The 14,305-nt window shown below is 63.2% G+C and carries 18 protein-coding genes and 1 pseudogene; 8 read left to right on the plus strand and 11 right to left on the minus strand.

The annotated features are described in order from the left end of the window. Positions 1 to 13 precede the first annotated feature (13 nt). From wrbA to IVB12_RS12810, 3 genes are all read right to left on the minus strand, one after another. A complete protein-coding gene (wrbA, locus tag IVB12_RS12800) occupies positions 14 to 613 on the minus strand; it encodes an NAD(P)H:quinone oxidoreductase (RefSeq protein ID WP_247299322.1) in 600 nt (199 codons plus the stop codon). A 154-nt stretch (positions 614 to 767) separates the two neighbouring features. Further along, the gene (locus IVB12_RS12805) at positions 768 to 1,466 is read right to left on the minus strand and encodes a pirin family protein (RefSeq protein ID WP_247299324.1); all 699 of its coding nucleotides are present in this window, start codon (positions 1,464 to 1,466) and stop codon (positions 768 to 770) included. A 37-nt stretch (positions 1,467 to 1,503) separates the two neighbouring features. Further along, positions 1,504 to 2,256 carry a 3-oxoacyl-ACP reductase family protein gene (locus IVB12_RS12810; protein WP_247299326.1) on the minus strand — a complete coding sequence of 251 codons (753 nt, stop codon included), beginning with the start codon at positions 2,254 to 2,256 and terminating at the stop codon, positions 1,504 to 1,506. A gap of 117 nt (positions 2,257 to 2,373) precedes the next feature. On the opposite strand from IVB12_RS12810, the gene IVB12_RS12815 reads away from it, so the two are divergent. Next, entirely contained in the window at positions 2,374 to 3,309 is a 936-nt protein-coding gene (locus IVB12_RS12815; protein ID WP_247277631.1) for a LysR family transcriptional regulator, read from the plus strand. 118 nt (positions 3,310 to 3,427) lie between these two features. Here IVB12_RS12815 and IVB12_RS12820 read toward each other — a convergent pair whose 3' ends face one another. Beyond that, positions 3,428 to 3,691, minus strand: a complete 264-nt coding sequence (locus IVB12_RS12820) for a hypothetical protein (RefSeq protein ID WP_247299328.1) — start codon at positions 3,689 to 3,691, stop codon at positions 3,428 to 3,430. A 148-nt stretch (positions 3,692 to 3,839) separates the two neighbouring features. Here IVB12_RS12820 and IVB12_RS12825 point away from each other — a divergent pair, with 148 nt between their 5' ends. Beyond that, a complete protein-coding gene (locus IVB12_RS12825; protein ID WP_247299330.1) occupies positions 3,840 to 4,826 on the plus strand; it encodes a tripartite tricarboxylate transporter substrate binding protein in 987 nt (328 codons plus the stop codon). 95 nt (positions 4,827 to 4,921) lie between these two features. Next, positions 4,922 to 5,266, plus strand: coding sequence for a hypothetical protein (locus IVB12_RS12830; protein ID WP_247299332.1), 345 nt, complete (start codon positions 4,922 to 4,924; stop codon positions 5,264 to 5,266). A gap of 74 nt (positions 5,267 to 5,340) precedes the next feature. On the opposite strand, the pseudogene IVB12_RS12835 reads toward IVB12_RS12830, so the two are convergent. The 3 genes and pseudogenes from IVB12_RS12835 to IVB12_RS12845 all read right to left on the minus strand — a co-directional run bounded on the left by IVB12_RS12835 (position 5,341) and on the right by IVB12_RS12845 (position 7,859). After that, a pseudogene (locus IVB12_RS12835) lies at positions 5,341 to 5,812 on the minus strand (YbaK/EbsC family protein). 54 nt (positions 5,813 to 5,866) lie between these two features. Beyond that, on the minus strand, positions 5,867 to 6,598 hold the full coding sequence (locus IVB12_RS12840) for a haloacid dehalogenase type II (protein ID WP_247299334.1): 732 nt from the start codon (positions 6,596 to 6,598) through the stop codon (positions 5,867 to 5,869). Between the two features lie 376 nt (positions 6,599 to 6,974). After that, a complete protein-coding gene (locus IVB12_RS12845; protein ID WP_247277625.1) occupies positions 6,975 to 7,859 on the minus strand; it encodes an amidohydrolase family protein in 885 nt (294 codons plus the stop codon). 304 nt (positions 7,860 to 8,163) lie between these two features. On the opposite strand from IVB12_RS12845, the gene ykgO reads away from it, so the two are divergent. From ykgO to IVB12_RS12860, 3 genes are all read left to right on the plus strand, one after another. After that, entirely contained in the window at positions 8,164 to 8,289 is a 126-nt protein-coding gene (ykgO, locus tag IVB12_RS12850) for a type B 50S ribosomal protein L36 (protein WP_006611362.1), read from the plus strand. A gap of 105 nt (positions 8,290 to 8,394) precedes the next feature. Further along, on the plus strand, positions 8,395 to 9,036 hold the full coding sequence (locus IVB12_RS12855; RefSeq protein WP_247299336.1) for a tetratricopeptide repeat protein: 642 nt from the start codon (positions 8,395 to 8,397) through the stop codon (positions 9,034 to 9,036). A 179-nt stretch (positions 9,037 to 9,215) separates the two neighbouring features. Next, positions 9,216 to 9,476, plus strand: a complete 261-nt coding sequence (locus IVB12_RS12860) for a hypothetical protein (protein ID WP_247299338.1) — start codon at positions 9,216 to 9,218, stop codon at positions 9,474 to 9,476. Between the two features lie 7 nt (positions 9,477 to 9,483). Here IVB12_RS12860 and IVB12_RS12865 read toward each other — a convergent pair whose 3' ends face one another. Next, entirely contained in the window at positions 9,484 to 9,666 is a 183-nt protein-coding gene (locus IVB12_RS12865) for a hypothetical protein (RefSeq protein WP_018648440.1), read from the minus strand. 328 nt (positions 9,667 to 9,994) lie between these two features. On the opposite strand from IVB12_RS12865, the gene IVB12_RS12870 reads away from it, so the two are divergent. Next, positions 9,995 to 10,951, plus strand: a complete 957-nt coding sequence (locus IVB12_RS12870) for an alpha/beta hydrolase (RefSeq protein ID WP_247299340.1) — start codon at positions 9,995 to 9,997, stop codon at positions 10,949 to 10,951. Between the two features lie 18 nt (positions 10,952 to 10,969). Here the strand turns inward: IVB12_RS12870 and cycA are convergent, their stop codons facing one another. Next, complete coding sequence (gene cycA / locus IVB12_RS12875; protein ID WP_247299342.1) at positions 10,970 to 11,365, minus strand: cytochrome c-550 CycA; 396 nt, start codon at positions 11,363 to 11,365, stop codon at positions 10,970 to 10,972. Between the two features lie 276 nt (positions 11,366 to 11,641). On the opposite strand from cycA, the gene IVB12_RS12880 reads away from it, so the two are divergent. Beyond that, a complete protein-coding gene (locus IVB12_RS12880) occupies positions 11,642 to 13,135 on the plus strand; it encodes an FAD-linked oxidase C-terminal domain-containing protein (protein WP_247299344.1) in 1,494 nt (497 codons plus the stop codon). Positions 13,136 to 13,348: 213 nt separating this feature from the next. Here IVB12_RS12880 and IVB12_RS12885 read toward each other — a convergent pair whose 3' ends face one another. Continuing rightward, positions 13,349 to 13,681: an antibiotic biosynthesis monooxygenase family protein gene (locus IVB12_RS12885; RefSeq protein WP_247299346.1), complete on the minus strand. Its 333-nt coding sequence runs from the start codon at positions 13,679 to 13,681 to the stop codon at positions 13,349 to 13,351. Between the two features lie 357 nt (positions 13,682 to 14,038). Continuing rightward, entirely contained in the window at positions 14,039 to 14,299 is a 261-nt protein-coding gene (locus tag IVB12_RS12890; RefSeq protein WP_247299348.1) for a hypothetical protein, read from the minus strand. Positions 14,300 to 14,305 lie beyond the last annotated feature (6 nt).

The following is a 14,305-nucleotide window of genomic DNA, read 5'->3' on the forward strand; positions in this document are numbered from 1 at the left end:
TCAGCCGTGCAGCTCAGCCATGTAGTTTCCTGGCGGTCTCCGCGATCTGGCGGCCCTGATAGCGTGCGCCGGCGAGCTCGTTGGCGCTGGGCTGGCGGCTGCCATCGCCGCCGGTGATGGTGGTGGCGCCGTAGGGTGCGCCACCCGTGACCTCGTCGAGCTTCATCTGTCCGGCGAAGCCGTAATTCATGCCGACGACGATCATGCCGAAATGCAGCAGGTTGGTGATGATCGAGAACAGTGTCGTCTCCTGGCCGCCATGCTGGGTCGCGCTCGACGTGAACGCGCCGCCGACCTTGCCATGGAGCGCGCCCTTGGCCCACAGCCCGCCGGCCTGGTCGAGGAAGTTGGCCATCTGCGAGGCCATCCGGCCGAACCGGGTGCCGGTACCGACGATGATCGCGTCGTAATTGGCGAGATCTTCGATCTTGGCGATGGGGGCGGCCTGATCGAGCTTGTAGTGCGAGGCTTTCGCGACCTCCGCCGGCACCAGCTCCGGCACGCGCTTGACGTCGACATTGGCGCCGGCCTCGCGCGCGCCTTCGGCAACGGCATTCGCCATCGCCTCGATGTGGCCATAGGCGGAATAATAGAGGACGAGAACTTTGGTCATGGGTGGTCTCCGTTGGATGACGAGGTGAGTTATTTGTTCGCCGTCGTTGCCGGGCTTGACCCGGCAACCCATCGCTTTTCAAAAAGCTCTTTACGAAGGCGATGCATCCCCGGCTCAAGGCCGGGCATGACGAGTTGCTGTGTGCTGGCGGCGCCTACGCCGCATCGACGAGCACGAGCTCCGAATCTTCCAGAGCGGTGATCTTCAGCCTGTCCTCGTCGCGGATTGCGGCACCGTCGCGGGCTTCGACGCGAACGCCATTGATCTCGACCGCGCCCGCAGCCGGCACCAGGTAGAGGTGCCGTGACTTCTGCGGCGTGTATTCTGCGCTCTCGCCGGCCTTCAGGGTGGTGGCGAGCACCCGCGCATCGGCGCGGATCGGCAGCGCGTCGGTGTCGCCGTTGAAGCCGCTCGCGATGGTGACGAGCTTGCCGGAACGGTCCGCCTTGGGGAATGGTCTCGAGCCCCAGGTCGGCTGACCGCCGCGTGCGGTCGGCTCGATCCAGATCTGGAAGATCCGCGTTCTGGTCGGCTCGAGATTGTACTCGGAGTGGCGGATGCCGCTGCCGGCGCTCATCACCTGCACGTCGCCGGCCGCGGTGCGTCCCTCGTTGCCGAGGCTGTCCTGATGGGTGATCGCGCCCTCGCGCACATAGGTGATGATTTCCATGTTGGCGTGGGGATGAGCGGGAAAGCCGGTGTTCGGCGCGATCTCGTCGTCGTTCCACACCCGCAGGGCACCGTGGCCCATGTTGTTCGGGTCGTAGTGGCTGGCGAAGGAGAAATGATGCTTGGCCTTGAGCCAGCCATGATCGGCGCCGCCGAGCTTTGCGAAGGGTCTGAGTTCGATCATGTGCGTAATTCCTTGATTTGAGCGGATGGCGCCTGAATCAGGCGCCGAATCCGCCGTCGACATTGAGCACCGTTCCGGTGACGAAGGAGGCTTCGGGGCTTGCGAGGAAGACGACGCCGGCGGCGACTTCCTCGGGGCGACCGAAGCGCTGGAGCGCGTGCTGCTTGCGCTGGGTCTCGGCGAACTCGCCGCCGTCCTTCGGATTCATGTCGGTGTCGATCGAGCCCGGCTGCACCACGTTCACGGTGATGCCGCGCGGGCCGAGATCGCGCGCCGCACCCTTGGTGTAGCCGACCACGGCCGCCTTGGTGGCGACGTAGTCGGCAAGTCCGGGGAACGAGGCGCGGTCGGCCAGCATCGAGCCGACCGTAATGATGCGACCGCCCTCATTCATCAATTGCGAGGCGGCGCGGATCGCCGCGATCACGCCATGCACGTTGACCAGATCCTGGCGGGCGAACGCTTCGATGTCGGCATTGGCATCGTCGATCGCTCCGCCCGCGGCGACGCCGGCATTGTTGACGAGGATGTCGAGATGGCCGAACTCCTTGGCCACGTCTTTGACCAGCTGCGTCACGTCATCGGCCGAAGCCTGATCGGCCTTGAAGGCGCGTGCCTTGACGCCCTTGGCTTTCAAATCGGCAACGACGGCCTCCGCCTTTTCGGGCGAGGCGACGTAGCTGATGGCGACGTCCGCGCCTTCATCTGCGAGCGCGCGGGCCGAAGCCGCGCCGATGCCGCGCGAGCCGCCGGTCACGAGAGCAACCTTGCCTGAGAGCTTCTTGGTCATTGGATGTCTCCATTGCTGGAATTGCGATTGACCCTTGGATAAGCCTCCGTCTGTGGTATAGAAATAGAAACTGTTGAAACTCATTGTTTCACTAAATGCCCCAACGACGGACTTCGGATGGCAAAACTCCCTGATTTCGAGGCGCTCGCGGTTTTCGCAAAAGTCGTGGAATTGCGGTCGTTTGCAGGGGCCGCAAGCGAGCTCGCGATGTCGAAGGCGACGGTCTCCAAGGCGGTCACCCGGCTGGAGGAGAGGCTCGGCGCCCGGCTGTTCAACCGCACCTCCCGCCGGCTCGCGTTGACCGATGCCGGCCACAAGCTCGCCGAACGCGCGACGCGCCTGCTGGCCGATGGCGAAGCCGCGGAGAACGAAGCGCTGGCGCAATCGGTGGCGCCGCGCGGCCTGGTCCGGCTCGCGGTGCCCATGACATTCGGCATCAAGGCCGTGGCGCCGCTGCTGCCGGAATTCTTTCAGGCCTATCCGGAAGTCTCGGTCGACCTGCATTTGAGCGATGCGACCGTCGACCTGATCGGGGAAGGCTTCGACATGGCGGTACGGATCGCGCGGCTGCCGGATTCCTCGCTGATCGCACGGCAGCTCTTCACCATGCCGCGCTATACCGTGGCGGCGCCGTCTTACCTCAAGCAATATGGCCGTCCGACGCATCCGATGCATCTGGCCGAGCACAAATGCTTCAGCTACGCCTATCTCTCGACGCCGAATGCTTGGCACTACACCAATTCTGCCGGTGAGCAGGCCAGCGTGCGCCCGGGCGGCCAGCTCCGCGTCAACAATGGTGAAGCGGTGATGCCGGCGCTGATCGCGGGCCTCGGTATCGCCGAGTTGCCCGAGTTCATCGTCGGCGAGGCGATCTCCTCAGGTCAGGTCGAAGTGATCCTCAAGGACTGGAAGCAGGCCGAAGGCGCCGTGCACCTGGTGACGCCGCCCGGTGGCCCGCGTCCCGCGCGCGTCGAGGCCCTTGGCGATTTCCTGGCCGCGAAGCTGCCGGGCACCTGTAAGCGGCGGACACGCGGGAAGGCAAAGACGTCGTAGAGCCACGCAGACTGACAGATCTCACGACCTCGTCATTGCGAGCGCAGCGAAGCAAACCAGAGTAAACCCGCGGAGAGACTCTGGATTGCTCGTTGCAAGAGCTCTTCGCAATGACGGGTTAAAACGAAGGCAACTTCACGCCGTCGATCGCGACAATGCGCAAGCTCGGCTTCAGCGTCTCTTCCAGCTGCGACTTCAATTCGTGAACACGAGGGTCGCTCGAGCGTCTCGCGCAAACCGCATATTGATGGACGGATTGCGCCAGTGCGCGTCGCGCTTCCGGCGTTCGCGTCATTTCGGGCGTTGAAAGTCGCAAGACGATCCCGGCGAGATTCACCAGCATCTCGTCCAAGGCGACGTCGATGGTCGCAAGTTTTCCCATGGCACACTCCTCGGAGGGAAACGGAGGCCTCAGGCATGCGTTCCGGACCCGGTCGAACATGGCTAATGCTTCGTAAACATCTTGTTCTTGCCGATCGCGACGTTAGGCTGGCAAGCGAACGAAGAAAAAATGAGGGGAGGGACCTGCCATGGACCGACGCGACGTCCTGCGCGCCGCTGCTGCACTGCCGTTGCTTCGCGCTGCGTTACCTGACAATGCCTTCGCTCAAACCTATCCCGCCCGCAACATCACCATGATCGTGCCGTTTCCCGCTGGCGGACAGGCCGATCTGGCGGCGCGTCCGGTGGCCCAGGCGCCGGAGCGGATCCTCGGCAAGCCCGTGATCGTCGACAATCGCGCCGGCGGTGGCGGCGGATCGGTGGGCAATGCCGCGGCCGCGCGCGCCGAGCCCGACGGCCACACGCTGCTGATGACACTGTCCTCGCTCGCGGTGCTCCCGGAAGCCGACCGCCTGTTCGAGCGTCCTGTTGCCTACGAGGTCTCGCAGTTCATGCCGATCGCGCGCGTGCTCGCCGATCCCACGCTGCTCGCGGTGCCAGCCTCGGCACCGTGGAAGACGGCGCAGGATTTCGTCGAGGACGCGAAGAGGCGACCGGGCCAGATCACCTATGGCTCGTCCGGGCCCTACGGCACGCTGCACGTGGCGATGGAAATGTTCGCAAGCAGCGCCGGCATCAAGCTGCTGCATGTGCCGTTCCGCGGCGCAGGTCCCGCACTGACCGCCATCCTCAGTGGTACCGTGCAGGCGATCGCCGCCGCACCCGGCACGCTGAAGCCGCAGGTCGACGGCGGCAAGCTGCGCGTGCTCGGCAATTGCGGCGCGCAGCGCATCGCGAGCTTCCCCGACGTGCCGACCTTTCAGGAGCTCGGCTACAGGGATGTCGAGATGTACATTTGGGCCGGCCTGTTCGCGCAGAGCGCGCTGCCGGCCACGATCGCGACCCGTCTGCGCGAGGCGATGGCGCAGGTGATGACGAGTCCGGACGTGCTCAAATCGTTCGAGGCCTCGGGCAGCCTCGTGGCCTATCAGGATGCCCCGGCCTTCGCGCAATTCGTCGCGGCCGACAGCGCGCGGCTGATCGCGGCGGTGAAGAAGATCGGCAAGGTGGAGTAGGTTCCAGGCGCGCTTTCACGTTTTGTTGTTGGTCCAGAACCTTCCCCCGCCTCATTGATTGAGGAGGTTTTGACGGATTCGGGAAGGATCGGGACATGCGAACAGAGCGGATTGCGCTGGGTGTGGCGCTCGCGGTCAGCGGCATCGTCGCGCAGAGCGCGGCATCCGCGCAAAAATACCGCGGCACGATGGAACAGCAGATGGCCTGCACACCTGATGTGTGGCGTCTGTGCAGCGATCAGATTCCCGACGTGAACCGTATCGTGGCCTGCTTGCAGCAGAACACGCCGCAGCTCTCCAGCGGGTGCCGTGCGGTGTTCCAGTCGAACAATCAGACCCAACCGCAGCAGCCGGTGCCGCGTAACCGCGCCGCACCGCCGCCGCCGCGCTATAACGCGGCTCCGCCTGGGGCTCAGCCCCGACCCTACGATGACGATTAAAGCGCTTTCACGCGACGTGGATACCCGGTCGCGTGGAGAGGTTCGGTTTTGATTCGATCAAAACCGATAAGGCCCTAGTCGGACCTGATTTCGCAGACGTCGACCCATTCGGCCGCGACCAACTCGGCCATCCGATCCGGGGCGATGCGCACGGCACTGTGGGTCGAGCCCGCGGCTGGCACCACGACGTCGAACGCTTTCAGCGAGACGTCGCAATAAATCGGCAGCGGTGCCTTCAGGCCGAACGGGCACACGCCGCCGACCTCGTGGCCGGTGATCTCGGCGACCTCTTCCGGTCCCAGCATTTTCGGCTTGCCCCCCGGACTGCGCCTTCACCTTCTTGTTGTCCATGCGCGATGTGCCGGCGGCGACGATCAGGATCACGCGCTCGCCGACGCGCAACGAGAGCGTCTTGGCGATGCGCCCCGGCTCGACGCCATAGGCTTCAGCCGCCAGCATCACCGTGGCGGAGCTAATCGGGGATTCGATGACGGTAATGTCGGGGGCTTTCTCGGCGAAGAAATCGCGAACGGATTGCAGGCTCATTCCAAACAGCTCATTCCAAACAGTTCACTCGAACTCATGGGCAGCTAGCGATCTCTAAGCGATGCTTGGCAGCTCGGAGAGCGCGCGGACACGATGATCCGGCGCGAAGCCGAGCTCGTCCATCTGGGTGCGGATCGCCTTGAACATCGTCAGCGGTGCCATGAGTTCGGTCTCGACGCAAGCCAGCGCCATGGCTTCGGGTGCCACCCGCTCGATCCAGGCAACCTTCAATCCGAATGATTTCGCGCCGGCGGCGTCCCAAGGATTGGAGGAGACGAACAGAACCTCATCCGGCGCGGTGCCGAGCACCTCGCCGATGAGTTCATAGGCCTCCGGGCTCGGCTTGAAGATGTTCTTGGCGTCGACGCTGATGGTGGCATCGAGCAGGGCATCGAGGCCGGAATTGCGCACGAGCGCGTTCAGCATGTCCGGGCTGCCGTTGGAGAGAATGGCGAGCTTGCGCGGCCTCAGGGCCGCAAGCGTTGCGGTCGCATCCGAATAGAGATCGAGATGCAGATACTTCTCGATCACGCGCTCGAACGCCTCGCTGTCATAAGCGAGCCCGAGCACGCGCAACGTATAAGCCAGGGAGTCGCGCGTGACCGCCGAAAAATCCTGGTAACGCCGCATCAGCGAACGCAACCAGGTGTATTCGAGCTGCTTGATGCGCCAGACCTGCGTGATGATCTCGCCATAGCCTGGAAATGCATCCTCGGTGATCTCAGCGACCGACTGGATGTCGTAGAGCGTTCCGTAGGCGTCGAAGACGACGGCTTTGAGGGGCAATTGACCGTCCTCCGGGCTCGATGCAGGCGCAGGACTATAGCGGGCGCGGTGATATCGATCCAAGCAGGAGATTCGGATCGGGCGCTGTTGCGCGGCCAAGCGTGTGCGAGGAATTCGATCGGGTTGCGAGGCGAACGCTGCAATCTTTCAACGAAGCGAAGCGCATCTGGCGTGAATGCGTTCCGAAGTCGATCAGGCTGATACCACCGAAGGGGAGCTCTTGCGTGCAGTTGAGAAGCTGCGCGCCGAAGCCACTAGAGAACCGGGAGTTACACCGTGATTTGGCGCGGACGATGTGACCGGAAGCAGCTTCCGTTGGCGCAGTATCCGTTGCGCCCACGAAAATCAGCCAGACTCCATCGATCCATGAGCGCGTCTAGATTCCCAGCAGCTTGCGCGCATTGGCTTTGAGCACCTTCGGCCGGATCTCGTCGCGGATGTCGATCTTGGCAAAATCCGACAGCCAGCGGTCCGGAGTGATCACCGGCCAGTCCGAGCCGAACAGCATCTTGTCCTGGAGAATCGAGTTGATGTAGCGCACCAGGATCGGCGGGAAATATTTCGGCGACCAGCCCGAGAGGTCGATATAGACGTTCGGCTTGTGGGTCGCGACCGACAGTGCCTCCTCCTGCCACGGGAAGGAGGGGTGGGCGAGAATGATCTTGAGGTCGGGGAAATCGGCCGCGACATCGTCCATGTACATCGGGTTGGAGTATTTCAGCCGCATGCCCATGCCGCCGGGCATGCCGGAGCCGACGCCGGTCTGGCCAGTGTGGAACAGCGCGATGGCGCCGCCATTGTTGATCTCTTCATAGAGTGGATAGGCCATGCGGTCGTTGGCGTAGAAGCCCTGCATGGTCGGGTGGAATTTGAAGCCGCGTACGCCGTATTCCTCGATCAGCTTGCGCGCCTCGCGGACGCCCAGCTTGCCCTTGTGCGGATCGATCGAGACGAAGGGGATGAGGACGTCGAGGTGGTCGGAGGCGACCTCCAGCATCTCGTAATTGTTGTAACGGCGGAAGCCCGTCTCGCGCTCGGCGTCGACCGGGAAGATCACGGCGGCGATGTTCTTGGCGCGGTAGTACGCCGCGGTCTCCGGCACTGTCGGCGGATGCTTGTTTGGCGACTTGAAATACTCCGCCATCTGCGCCTGGAAATCGTCATAGCCGTCGTCGGCATGGCAGCCGCAGGGCTCCTCGGCATGGGTGTGGATGTCGATGGCGACGACATCGTCGATGTTGGGCAGCTTCAGCTTCGGCATGGGTTTCCTCCCGGCGGGTTGCCGAATTGATTATATGATATAACGAATTTTGCAAGGCGCTGCCGCAGGTTATCGCTTGGCCGATCCGGCCGATCCGGCCGTTTCTACTGTGCATGGGGTTGTTTTCACGAATTTGCTGGATCGGAACGGGGCCGTTAACATTGACATCACCGCCCGCCATGCCTTAAGAACCGCCCCGTCCCGGGCGGTCGGTCCGCCAGCGGGAAAAATCTCATTTTGCCACATTCGCGCGTGCCGAAACGGTAGTGCCGAACACGGCCTTTCGAACGTTCAGGATTCTGCCATGAAGGTCCGTAACTCGCTGAAATCGCTGCGCGGTCGCCATCGCGCCAACCGCCTGGTCCGCCGCAAGGGCCGGGTCTATGTGATCAACAAGGTGCAGCGCCGCTTCAAGGCGCGCCAGGGCTGATCTCGCCCTGCCGGACGCCGCGCGCGTCCCGCAAGACCCGGTCTCACACGAGTTTGACGCCGCCTTTGCTTTGCAAGGGCGGCTTTACGCGTTTAGACTTTCACCATGGCAGTGAGATTCCCTTTCGCGCTTACGCTGTGTCTGGCCCTTGTCCTGGGAACCGCCGGCTTCGCCCCGGCGCGAGCGCAGCAGATTGAGCCGCCGCCCCCGCCCGGCAAGCAGAAGAAGCTGCCGGAAGCGCCGGCCAAGCTGCCCAAGGTCGACCGCACCAAGAACCTCGATTTCCTATTCGGCGCACTGAAGGCGGCGCCCGACGAGGCCAGCGCCAAGCATGTCGAGGCGCGGATCTGGGCGATCTGGCTCCAGACCCCGAGCGACACTGCGGCACTGTTGATGTCGCGCGCCAAGACCGCGGTCGACGCGCAGAAGATCGAGGTCGCGATCAAGCTGCTGGATTCGGTCATCAAGCTCAGGCCCGACTACATCGAGGCGTGGAACCGGCGCGCTACGCTCTATTACATGCAGAACGATTACGGCCGCTCGCTCGCGGATATCCAGCAAGTGCTGATCCGCGAACCGCGCCATTTCGGTGCGCTCGCAGGGCTCGGCATGATCATGCAGGAGGTCGGTGATGAGAAGCGCGCGCTGGACGCCTACCGCAAGGCACTCGCCGTCAATCCGCACCTCGAGAAGATTCCGGAGCAGGTCAAGGCCCTGACCGAGAAGGTCGAAGGCCGCGACATCTAGAGCACGATCCGGAAAAGTGTGCAGCGGTTTCCCGGAGAGATCGTGCCGAAGCAATAAGGCTTAACTCGATCATTTCTAGCGATCGCGGCCGGCGCGGATTAACCACGATAGCAGGCGTCGCATCGTGAGGGCTATTGCCGGGGCCGACGCCGGCCTACCTGCATGGCGGGAGCAAAGCCATGAAGCGTTTAATCTTTGCGGGTAGCTTGCTGCTCGCGTCGGGCACGGCGAGCCTCGCCGACGGATTGTTCTGGGTGGTCGGCAACCGCGCCACCGGCAAATGCAACATCGTGACCAGCAATCCTGTGATCATCGGCGATATCTGGTTCGGTGACGGCCCCTACAAATCCAAGGCCGACGCCAAGCTTGCGCGTTCGACGATCCGCGCCTGTCCCGCGCTCACGCCGGACGAGGAAAAGGACGAGGACGGGTCGAACTAGCCTGCACTCAATGCAGGACGCTGCCGCCGCGCTCGGCGAGGCCGCGATCGGCGGCCGCAGCGTAAGCTTTTGCAAGCTCCGCTTCGAGATGCTCGTTGATCAGGAGCAGCGCCCGCACGGCACCGCGCAGGTCGCCGTTACAGCTCGCGACGATCTCATCGATCGCAGTGTCGTTCGATCTGAAGCTCATCGAAAATCCTCCGGTTCAAACCAGGAAAATCCTGCCGGTCTTTCCCGCATCCCCGAGGTTGCGAGCAGGATCGGCGCCCACCCGCGCCTAGATGGCCGAACCGACCATGGCGATTATATGGATTCCGGGATAACGACCGCATGAAGCTGGGCCGAGGTGTCCGTATCGCCAAGGAATATTGTTGATTCCATTGAGTTTTTACGGTCCGAGATTGTGCACATATCCACAGCCCACCATTTCCGGTGGAAGCCTTGATGCCGGCTGAGCGAAACTGCCGTGTGCCAAGACCCGTAACTGCCCTGTGTCCAGGATCGCCCGGATTCTCTCGATGATCGTGATGTCAATCGTGACGGCGCTGGTTCTGTTGGCGCTGGTCACGCAGGCTGGAATCGTCGTCGTGCAGCGCGCCTTTCCGGCGCAGGGCCGGATGATCGAGGTCGACGGCGCTGTGCTTCACGTCGTCGATCTCGGCCCGCGCGACGCTGGCCTGCCGATCGTGATGCTGCACGGCGCGAGCTCCAATCTCGAAGCGATGCGGCGGCCGCTCGGCGATCTCCTCGCCAGGGATCGTCGCGTCATTCTGATCGACCGCCCCGGCCACGGCTGGAGCACGCGCCTGCGGCGGCAGGATTCGACGCCGCAGATCCAGGCGCGGATGATCGATGAAGCGCTTCATAGGCTCGGGATCGATCGCGCGGTGTTCGTGGTGCATTCCTGGAGCGGCGCCCTCGGCGCGCGGATCGCGCTCGATCACCCCCACCGCGTCGCCGGCCTCGTGATGCTCGCGCCCGTCACTCATCCCTGGCGCGGCGGCGTCGGCCGCTACAACGAGATCATCGCAACGCCCGTGGTCGGTCCGCTGCTCGCCTACACGATCACGCTGCCGCTCGGCTACGTCCTCGCTGAATCCGGTGCGCGCAACGTCTTCCTGCCCCAAGTCATGCCGGACGGCTTCGTCAAGGATTCCGCGACGCCGCTGCTGCTGCGTCCACGCGAGTTCATCGCCAATGCCTATGATCTGGTGACGCTGAAGGAAGCCGTGGCCGGGCAAGTCGCGCGTTACGGCGAGATATCGGCGCCGGTCACGATCATCGCCGGCGAGCCCGATAAGACCGTCTCGACCGGCATCCACGCGCGCCCGTTCGCTGCCACCGTGCCGAATGCGAAATTGATCGTGCTGCCCGATCTCGGCCACATGGTGCAGAACGCCGTGCCGGATCTCGTGAAGGCGGAGATCGAGGCGATGATCGGCAAGATCGTGCCGGCGCAGGCGGCCGCCGATTAGCGGCCGCCTTTTCCGCGCTTACTGCTTGATCTTCCCGTCCTTGTCGAATTGGGAAATGAAGGCCCAGAGATTGTTGATCTCGGTCTCGTTCTTGATGCCGGCGAACGCCATCTTGGTGCCGGGGATCTTGGCCTTGGGATCCTTGATGTATTCCTTGAACGTCGCCTCGTCCCAGGTGATGCCGGAATTCTTGTTCGCATCCGAGTAGTTGTAATCGGGAGCGGTGCCCGACTTGCGGCCGTTGAGGCCGTTGAGCTCGGGGCCGACCTTGTTCTTGGCGCCTTCGCCGATCGCGTGGCAGGCCAGGCATTTGTTGAACGACGTCTTGCCGGCCGCGACATCCTGCGCCATCGCGGCGGGTGCGGTGGCAATCACGGTGAGGATCGTCAGTGCGCCAAAAGTCAGTTTTGTCATCGGGTGCTCTTCGTCTCTTCCCTGGTGGGTCTAGTCAGTCTCTTGCCTGCGCGGCAATGGTCGGACGTGCCGGTTTTGGCAGGCCTGCCCGGCTTGGACAAGCCGCCAGACCATGACAGGTTTCACGATTTCCTACTTGTCCCAGAGCGAACTCTCGGAAAGATCGTTGATCCGACTTTCGATTGGCCTACCCAAACATCCGCGGACGTGGTTGATTTGCCGCGACAAATTATCAGGCGGCGTGAGCCGGAAACGAAATGCCGTGAAGGACTTGATATGGCCATCATGATGCCTGCGAGCGACCAGGCCGTGCTTGCACGCCGCGCGGACATCGTTGCCGCACTGCGCGCAATCGTGCCTGGCGAGGGTGTGATCGACAGCGCCGCCGAGATGCGAGCCTATGAATCCGACGGATTGACGGCCTATCGGCAGCCGCCGATGGTCGTGGTGCTGCCCGACACCACCGAGCAGGTCTCGCTGATCCTGAAATATTGTGCAGGGCAGGGCATCAAGGTCGTGCCGCGGGGGTCCGGTACCTCGTTATCCGGCGGCGCCCTGCCGCTCGAGGACGGCGTGCTGCTCGGGCTCGGCAAGTTCAAGCGCATCCGCGAGATCGATTTCGACAACCGCGTCGTCGTGACCGAGCCCGGCGTCACCAATCTCGCCATCAGTCAGGCGGTTGCGCATGCCGGCTTCTATTACGCGCCCGACCCGTCCTCGCAGATCGCCTGCTCGATCGGCGGCAACGTCGCGGAAAATTCCGGCGGCGTGCATTGCCTGAAATACGGCATGACCACCAACAACGTGCTCGGTTGCGAGATCGTGCTGATGAGCGGTGAGATCCTGCGCATCGGCGGCAAGTCGGCGGAGAATCCCGGCTACGACCTGATGGGAGTCATCACCGGTTCCGAGGGCCTGCTCGGGGTCATCACCGAGATCACCGTGCGCATCCTGCAAAAGCCTGAGACCGCGCGTGCGCTGATGGTCGGCTTCGCAGAAGTCGAAGCCGCCGGCGAATGCGTGGCACGCATCATCGGCGCCGGCATCATCCCTGGGGGCATGGAGATGATGGACAAGCCCGCGATCCACGCGGCCGAAGCCTTCGTCCACGCCGGCTATCCGCTCGACGTCGAGGCGCTGCTCATCATCGAACTCGACGGTCCCAAGATCGAGGTCGACGAGCTGATCACGCGCGTCGAGGCGATCGCGAATGGCTGCGGCTCCACCACCTGCCAGATCTCCAATTCCGAGGCCGAGCGCAATCTGTTCTGGGCGGGCCGGAAAGCCGCGTTCCCCGCGGTCGGGCGCATCTCGCCCGATTATCTCTGCATGGACGGCACCATCCCGCGCGGTGCGCTGCCGAAGGCGCTGGCGCGCATCCGCGAGCTCTCGGAAAAATACCAGCTCGGCTGTGCCAATGTGTTCCATGCCGGCGACGGCAATCTGCATCCGCTGATCCTCTACGACGCCAACAAGCCGGGCGAGATCGAGCGTGCGGAGGCCTTCGGTGCGGACATCCTGCGTGCCTGCGTCGAATTCGGCGGCGTGCTCACCGGCGAGCACGGCGTCGGCATCGAGAAGCGCGATCTGATGCCCGACATGTTCAGCGAGATCGACCTCAACCAGCAGCAGCGCCTCAAATGCGCCTTCGACGCCCAGGGCCTGCTCAATCCCGGAAAAGTGTTTCCGACCCTGCATCGCTGCGCCGAGCTTGGCCGCATGCATGTCCATGCAGGCAAGCTGGCGTTTCCGGACATCCCGCGGTTCTAGGCTCGCAATGTCGGATCTTCCTCATCCTGGACTGTCTATGTCGACGCTGTCGGGAGAAGTGCTCGCCGCAATTCACACCCGAAGATCGGTCACGTTTCAGCTCGATCGCGCGTGAGAGGCGGCGATTGGCAGGAGACACATGACCGGGCGTGGCGCGTCGCCGAACGGCGCAGCGAGGCTACACCATTCGGCTTTCCTGATGCTACCGCGGGTCTATATCAGCGCATATTGCGTACGTTCGCGCCTGGTCAGCAGAGGTAGGGCTTGACCGGCGATATGGCTCTTAAAATGTGCGCTGTCCTGATGCGCCTTGAACGCGGCCTCGTCGCGGAATAGCTCGTAGAACAGGAACTGGGCCGGATTGTCCTTGGCGCGGCTGATCAGGAATAGTTTGGGCTCGCTTTGAGCCTGTGGCAGGAAGCTACGCAGGATCTCGGCAACCCGATCGGCTTCTTCAGCCTTCGCTTCCCATTGCGCCACGACCAGCAGACCGCCGCCGCCGACGGCCTGATGGATGGCTTGTTGGTTCATTGATTGTTCGTCCATGATGGAGCTCCGTTGTGACGAGAACCATGCGACCGGTAGCGAAGTCTCGGGTGAAGATGGTTCGATGATGATCGAAGTGCGGATGTCGCCGGGCGTAGGCCGAGGTGCACTCCGTATCCTCATGGGAGACCGACAAGCTGTCGTCTCGCCCATGAAGGCCCGGCGGTTGCAGCGCGGATTTCGTCCTTGAGACGCTTGCTGCGCAAGCTGCTCAGGACGAGGGAAGGCGCGACGCTCGGGGTGGCCGCCCACGTTCGCAACCCTCGTCGTCGCCTTGGGATCGCTCACACAAAGAGCCGCCGGGTTGAGACCGCGGCGGCTCTTGTCATTGGCCTATTGGCAATTGCGAGATGGCCGTCAGTAGCTACGTTTCGTGCTCGCGCCCGTGGTTTGGCCGGGAGCGTAGCCAGAAGCGCCGGGATGACCTTTCTTAGAACCCATGGCCTGCTTCTTATGTCCCGGAGCGTAGCCGGATGCTCCCGGATGGCCTGCCTTGGAGCCCTTGGTTTGCATCTCGTGGCCCGGCGTCTTGCTTGATACGCCTTGGGCAAAGACGGTTGGTGCAGTGCCAATGAGGGCGATGGCAGAAAGTGCAATTATCATCCTCTTCATCTTCATTCCTCC

The organism is Bradyrhizobium sp. 179 (assembly GCF_023073535.1).
In the GTDB taxonomy this organism is placed as follows: domain Bacteria; phylum Pseudomonadota; class Alphaproteobacteria; order Rhizobiales; family Xanthobacteraceae; genus Bradyrhizobium.

Coding starts and splice junctions, on each gene's coding strand:
- wrbA (WP_247299322.1), bottom strand. CDS start 613: ATGACCAAAGTTCTCGTCCTCTATTATTCCGCCTATGGCCACATCGAG.
- IVB12_RS12805 (WP_247299324.1), bottom strand. CDS start 1,466: ATGATCGAACTCAGACCCTTCGCAAAGCTCGGCGGCGCCGATCATGGC.
- IVB12_RS12810 (WP_247299326.1), bottom strand. CDS start 2,256: ATGACCAAGAAGCTCTCAGGCAAGGTTGCTCTCGTGACCGGCGGCTCG.
- IVB12_RS12815 (WP_247277631.1), top strand. CDS start 2,374: ATGGCAAAACTCCCTGATTTCGAGGCGCTCGCGGTTTTCGCAAAAGTC.
- IVB12_RS12820 (WP_247299328.1), bottom strand. CDS start 3,691: ATGGGAAAACTTGCGACCATCGACGTCGCCTTGGACGAGATGCTGGTG.
- IVB12_RS12825 (WP_247299330.1), top strand. CDS start 3,840: ATGGACCGACGCGACGTCCTGCGCGCCGCTGCTGCACTGCCGTTGCTT.
- IVB12_RS12830 (WP_247299332.1), top strand. CDS start 4,922: ATGCGAACAGAGCGGATTGCGCTGGGTGTGGCGCTCGCGGTCAGCGGC.
- IVB12_RS12845 (WP_247277625.1), bottom strand. CDS start 7,859: ATGCCGAAGCTGAAGCTGCCCAACATCGACGATGTCGTCGCCATCGAC.
- ykgO (WP_006611362.1), top strand. CDS start 8,164: ATGAAGGTCCGTAACTCGCTGAAATCGCTGCGCGGTCGCCATCGCGCC.
- IVB12_RS12855 (WP_247299336.1), top strand. CDS start 8,395: ATGGCAGTGAGATTCCCTTTCGCGCTTACGCTGTGTCTGGCCCTTGTC.
- IVB12_RS12860 (WP_247299338.1), top strand. CDS start 9,216: ATGAAGCGTTTAATCTTTGCGGGTAGCTTGCTGCTCGCGTCGGGCACG.
- IVB12_RS12865 (WP_018648440.1), bottom strand. CDS start 9,666: ATGAGCTTCAGATCGAACGACACTGCGATCGATGAGATCGTCGCGAGC.
- IVB12_RS12870 (WP_247299340.1), top strand. CDS start 9,995: ATGATCGTGATGTCAATCGTGACGGCGCTGGTTCTGTTGGCGCTGGTC.
- cycA (WP_247299342.1), bottom strand. CDS start 11,365: ATGACAAAACTGACTTTTGGCGCACTGACGATCCTCACCGTGATTGCC.
- IVB12_RS12880 (WP_247299344.1), top strand. CDS start 11,642: ATGGCCATCATGATGCCTGCGAGCGACCAGGCCGTGCTTGCACGCCGC.
- IVB12_RS12885 (WP_247299346.1), bottom strand. CDS start 13,681: ATGGACGAACAATCAATGAACCAACAAGCCATCCATCAGGCCGTCGGC.
- IVB12_RS12890 (WP_247299348.1), bottom strand. CDS start 14,299: ATGAAGATGAAGAGGATGATAATTGCACTTTCTGCCATCGCCCTCATT.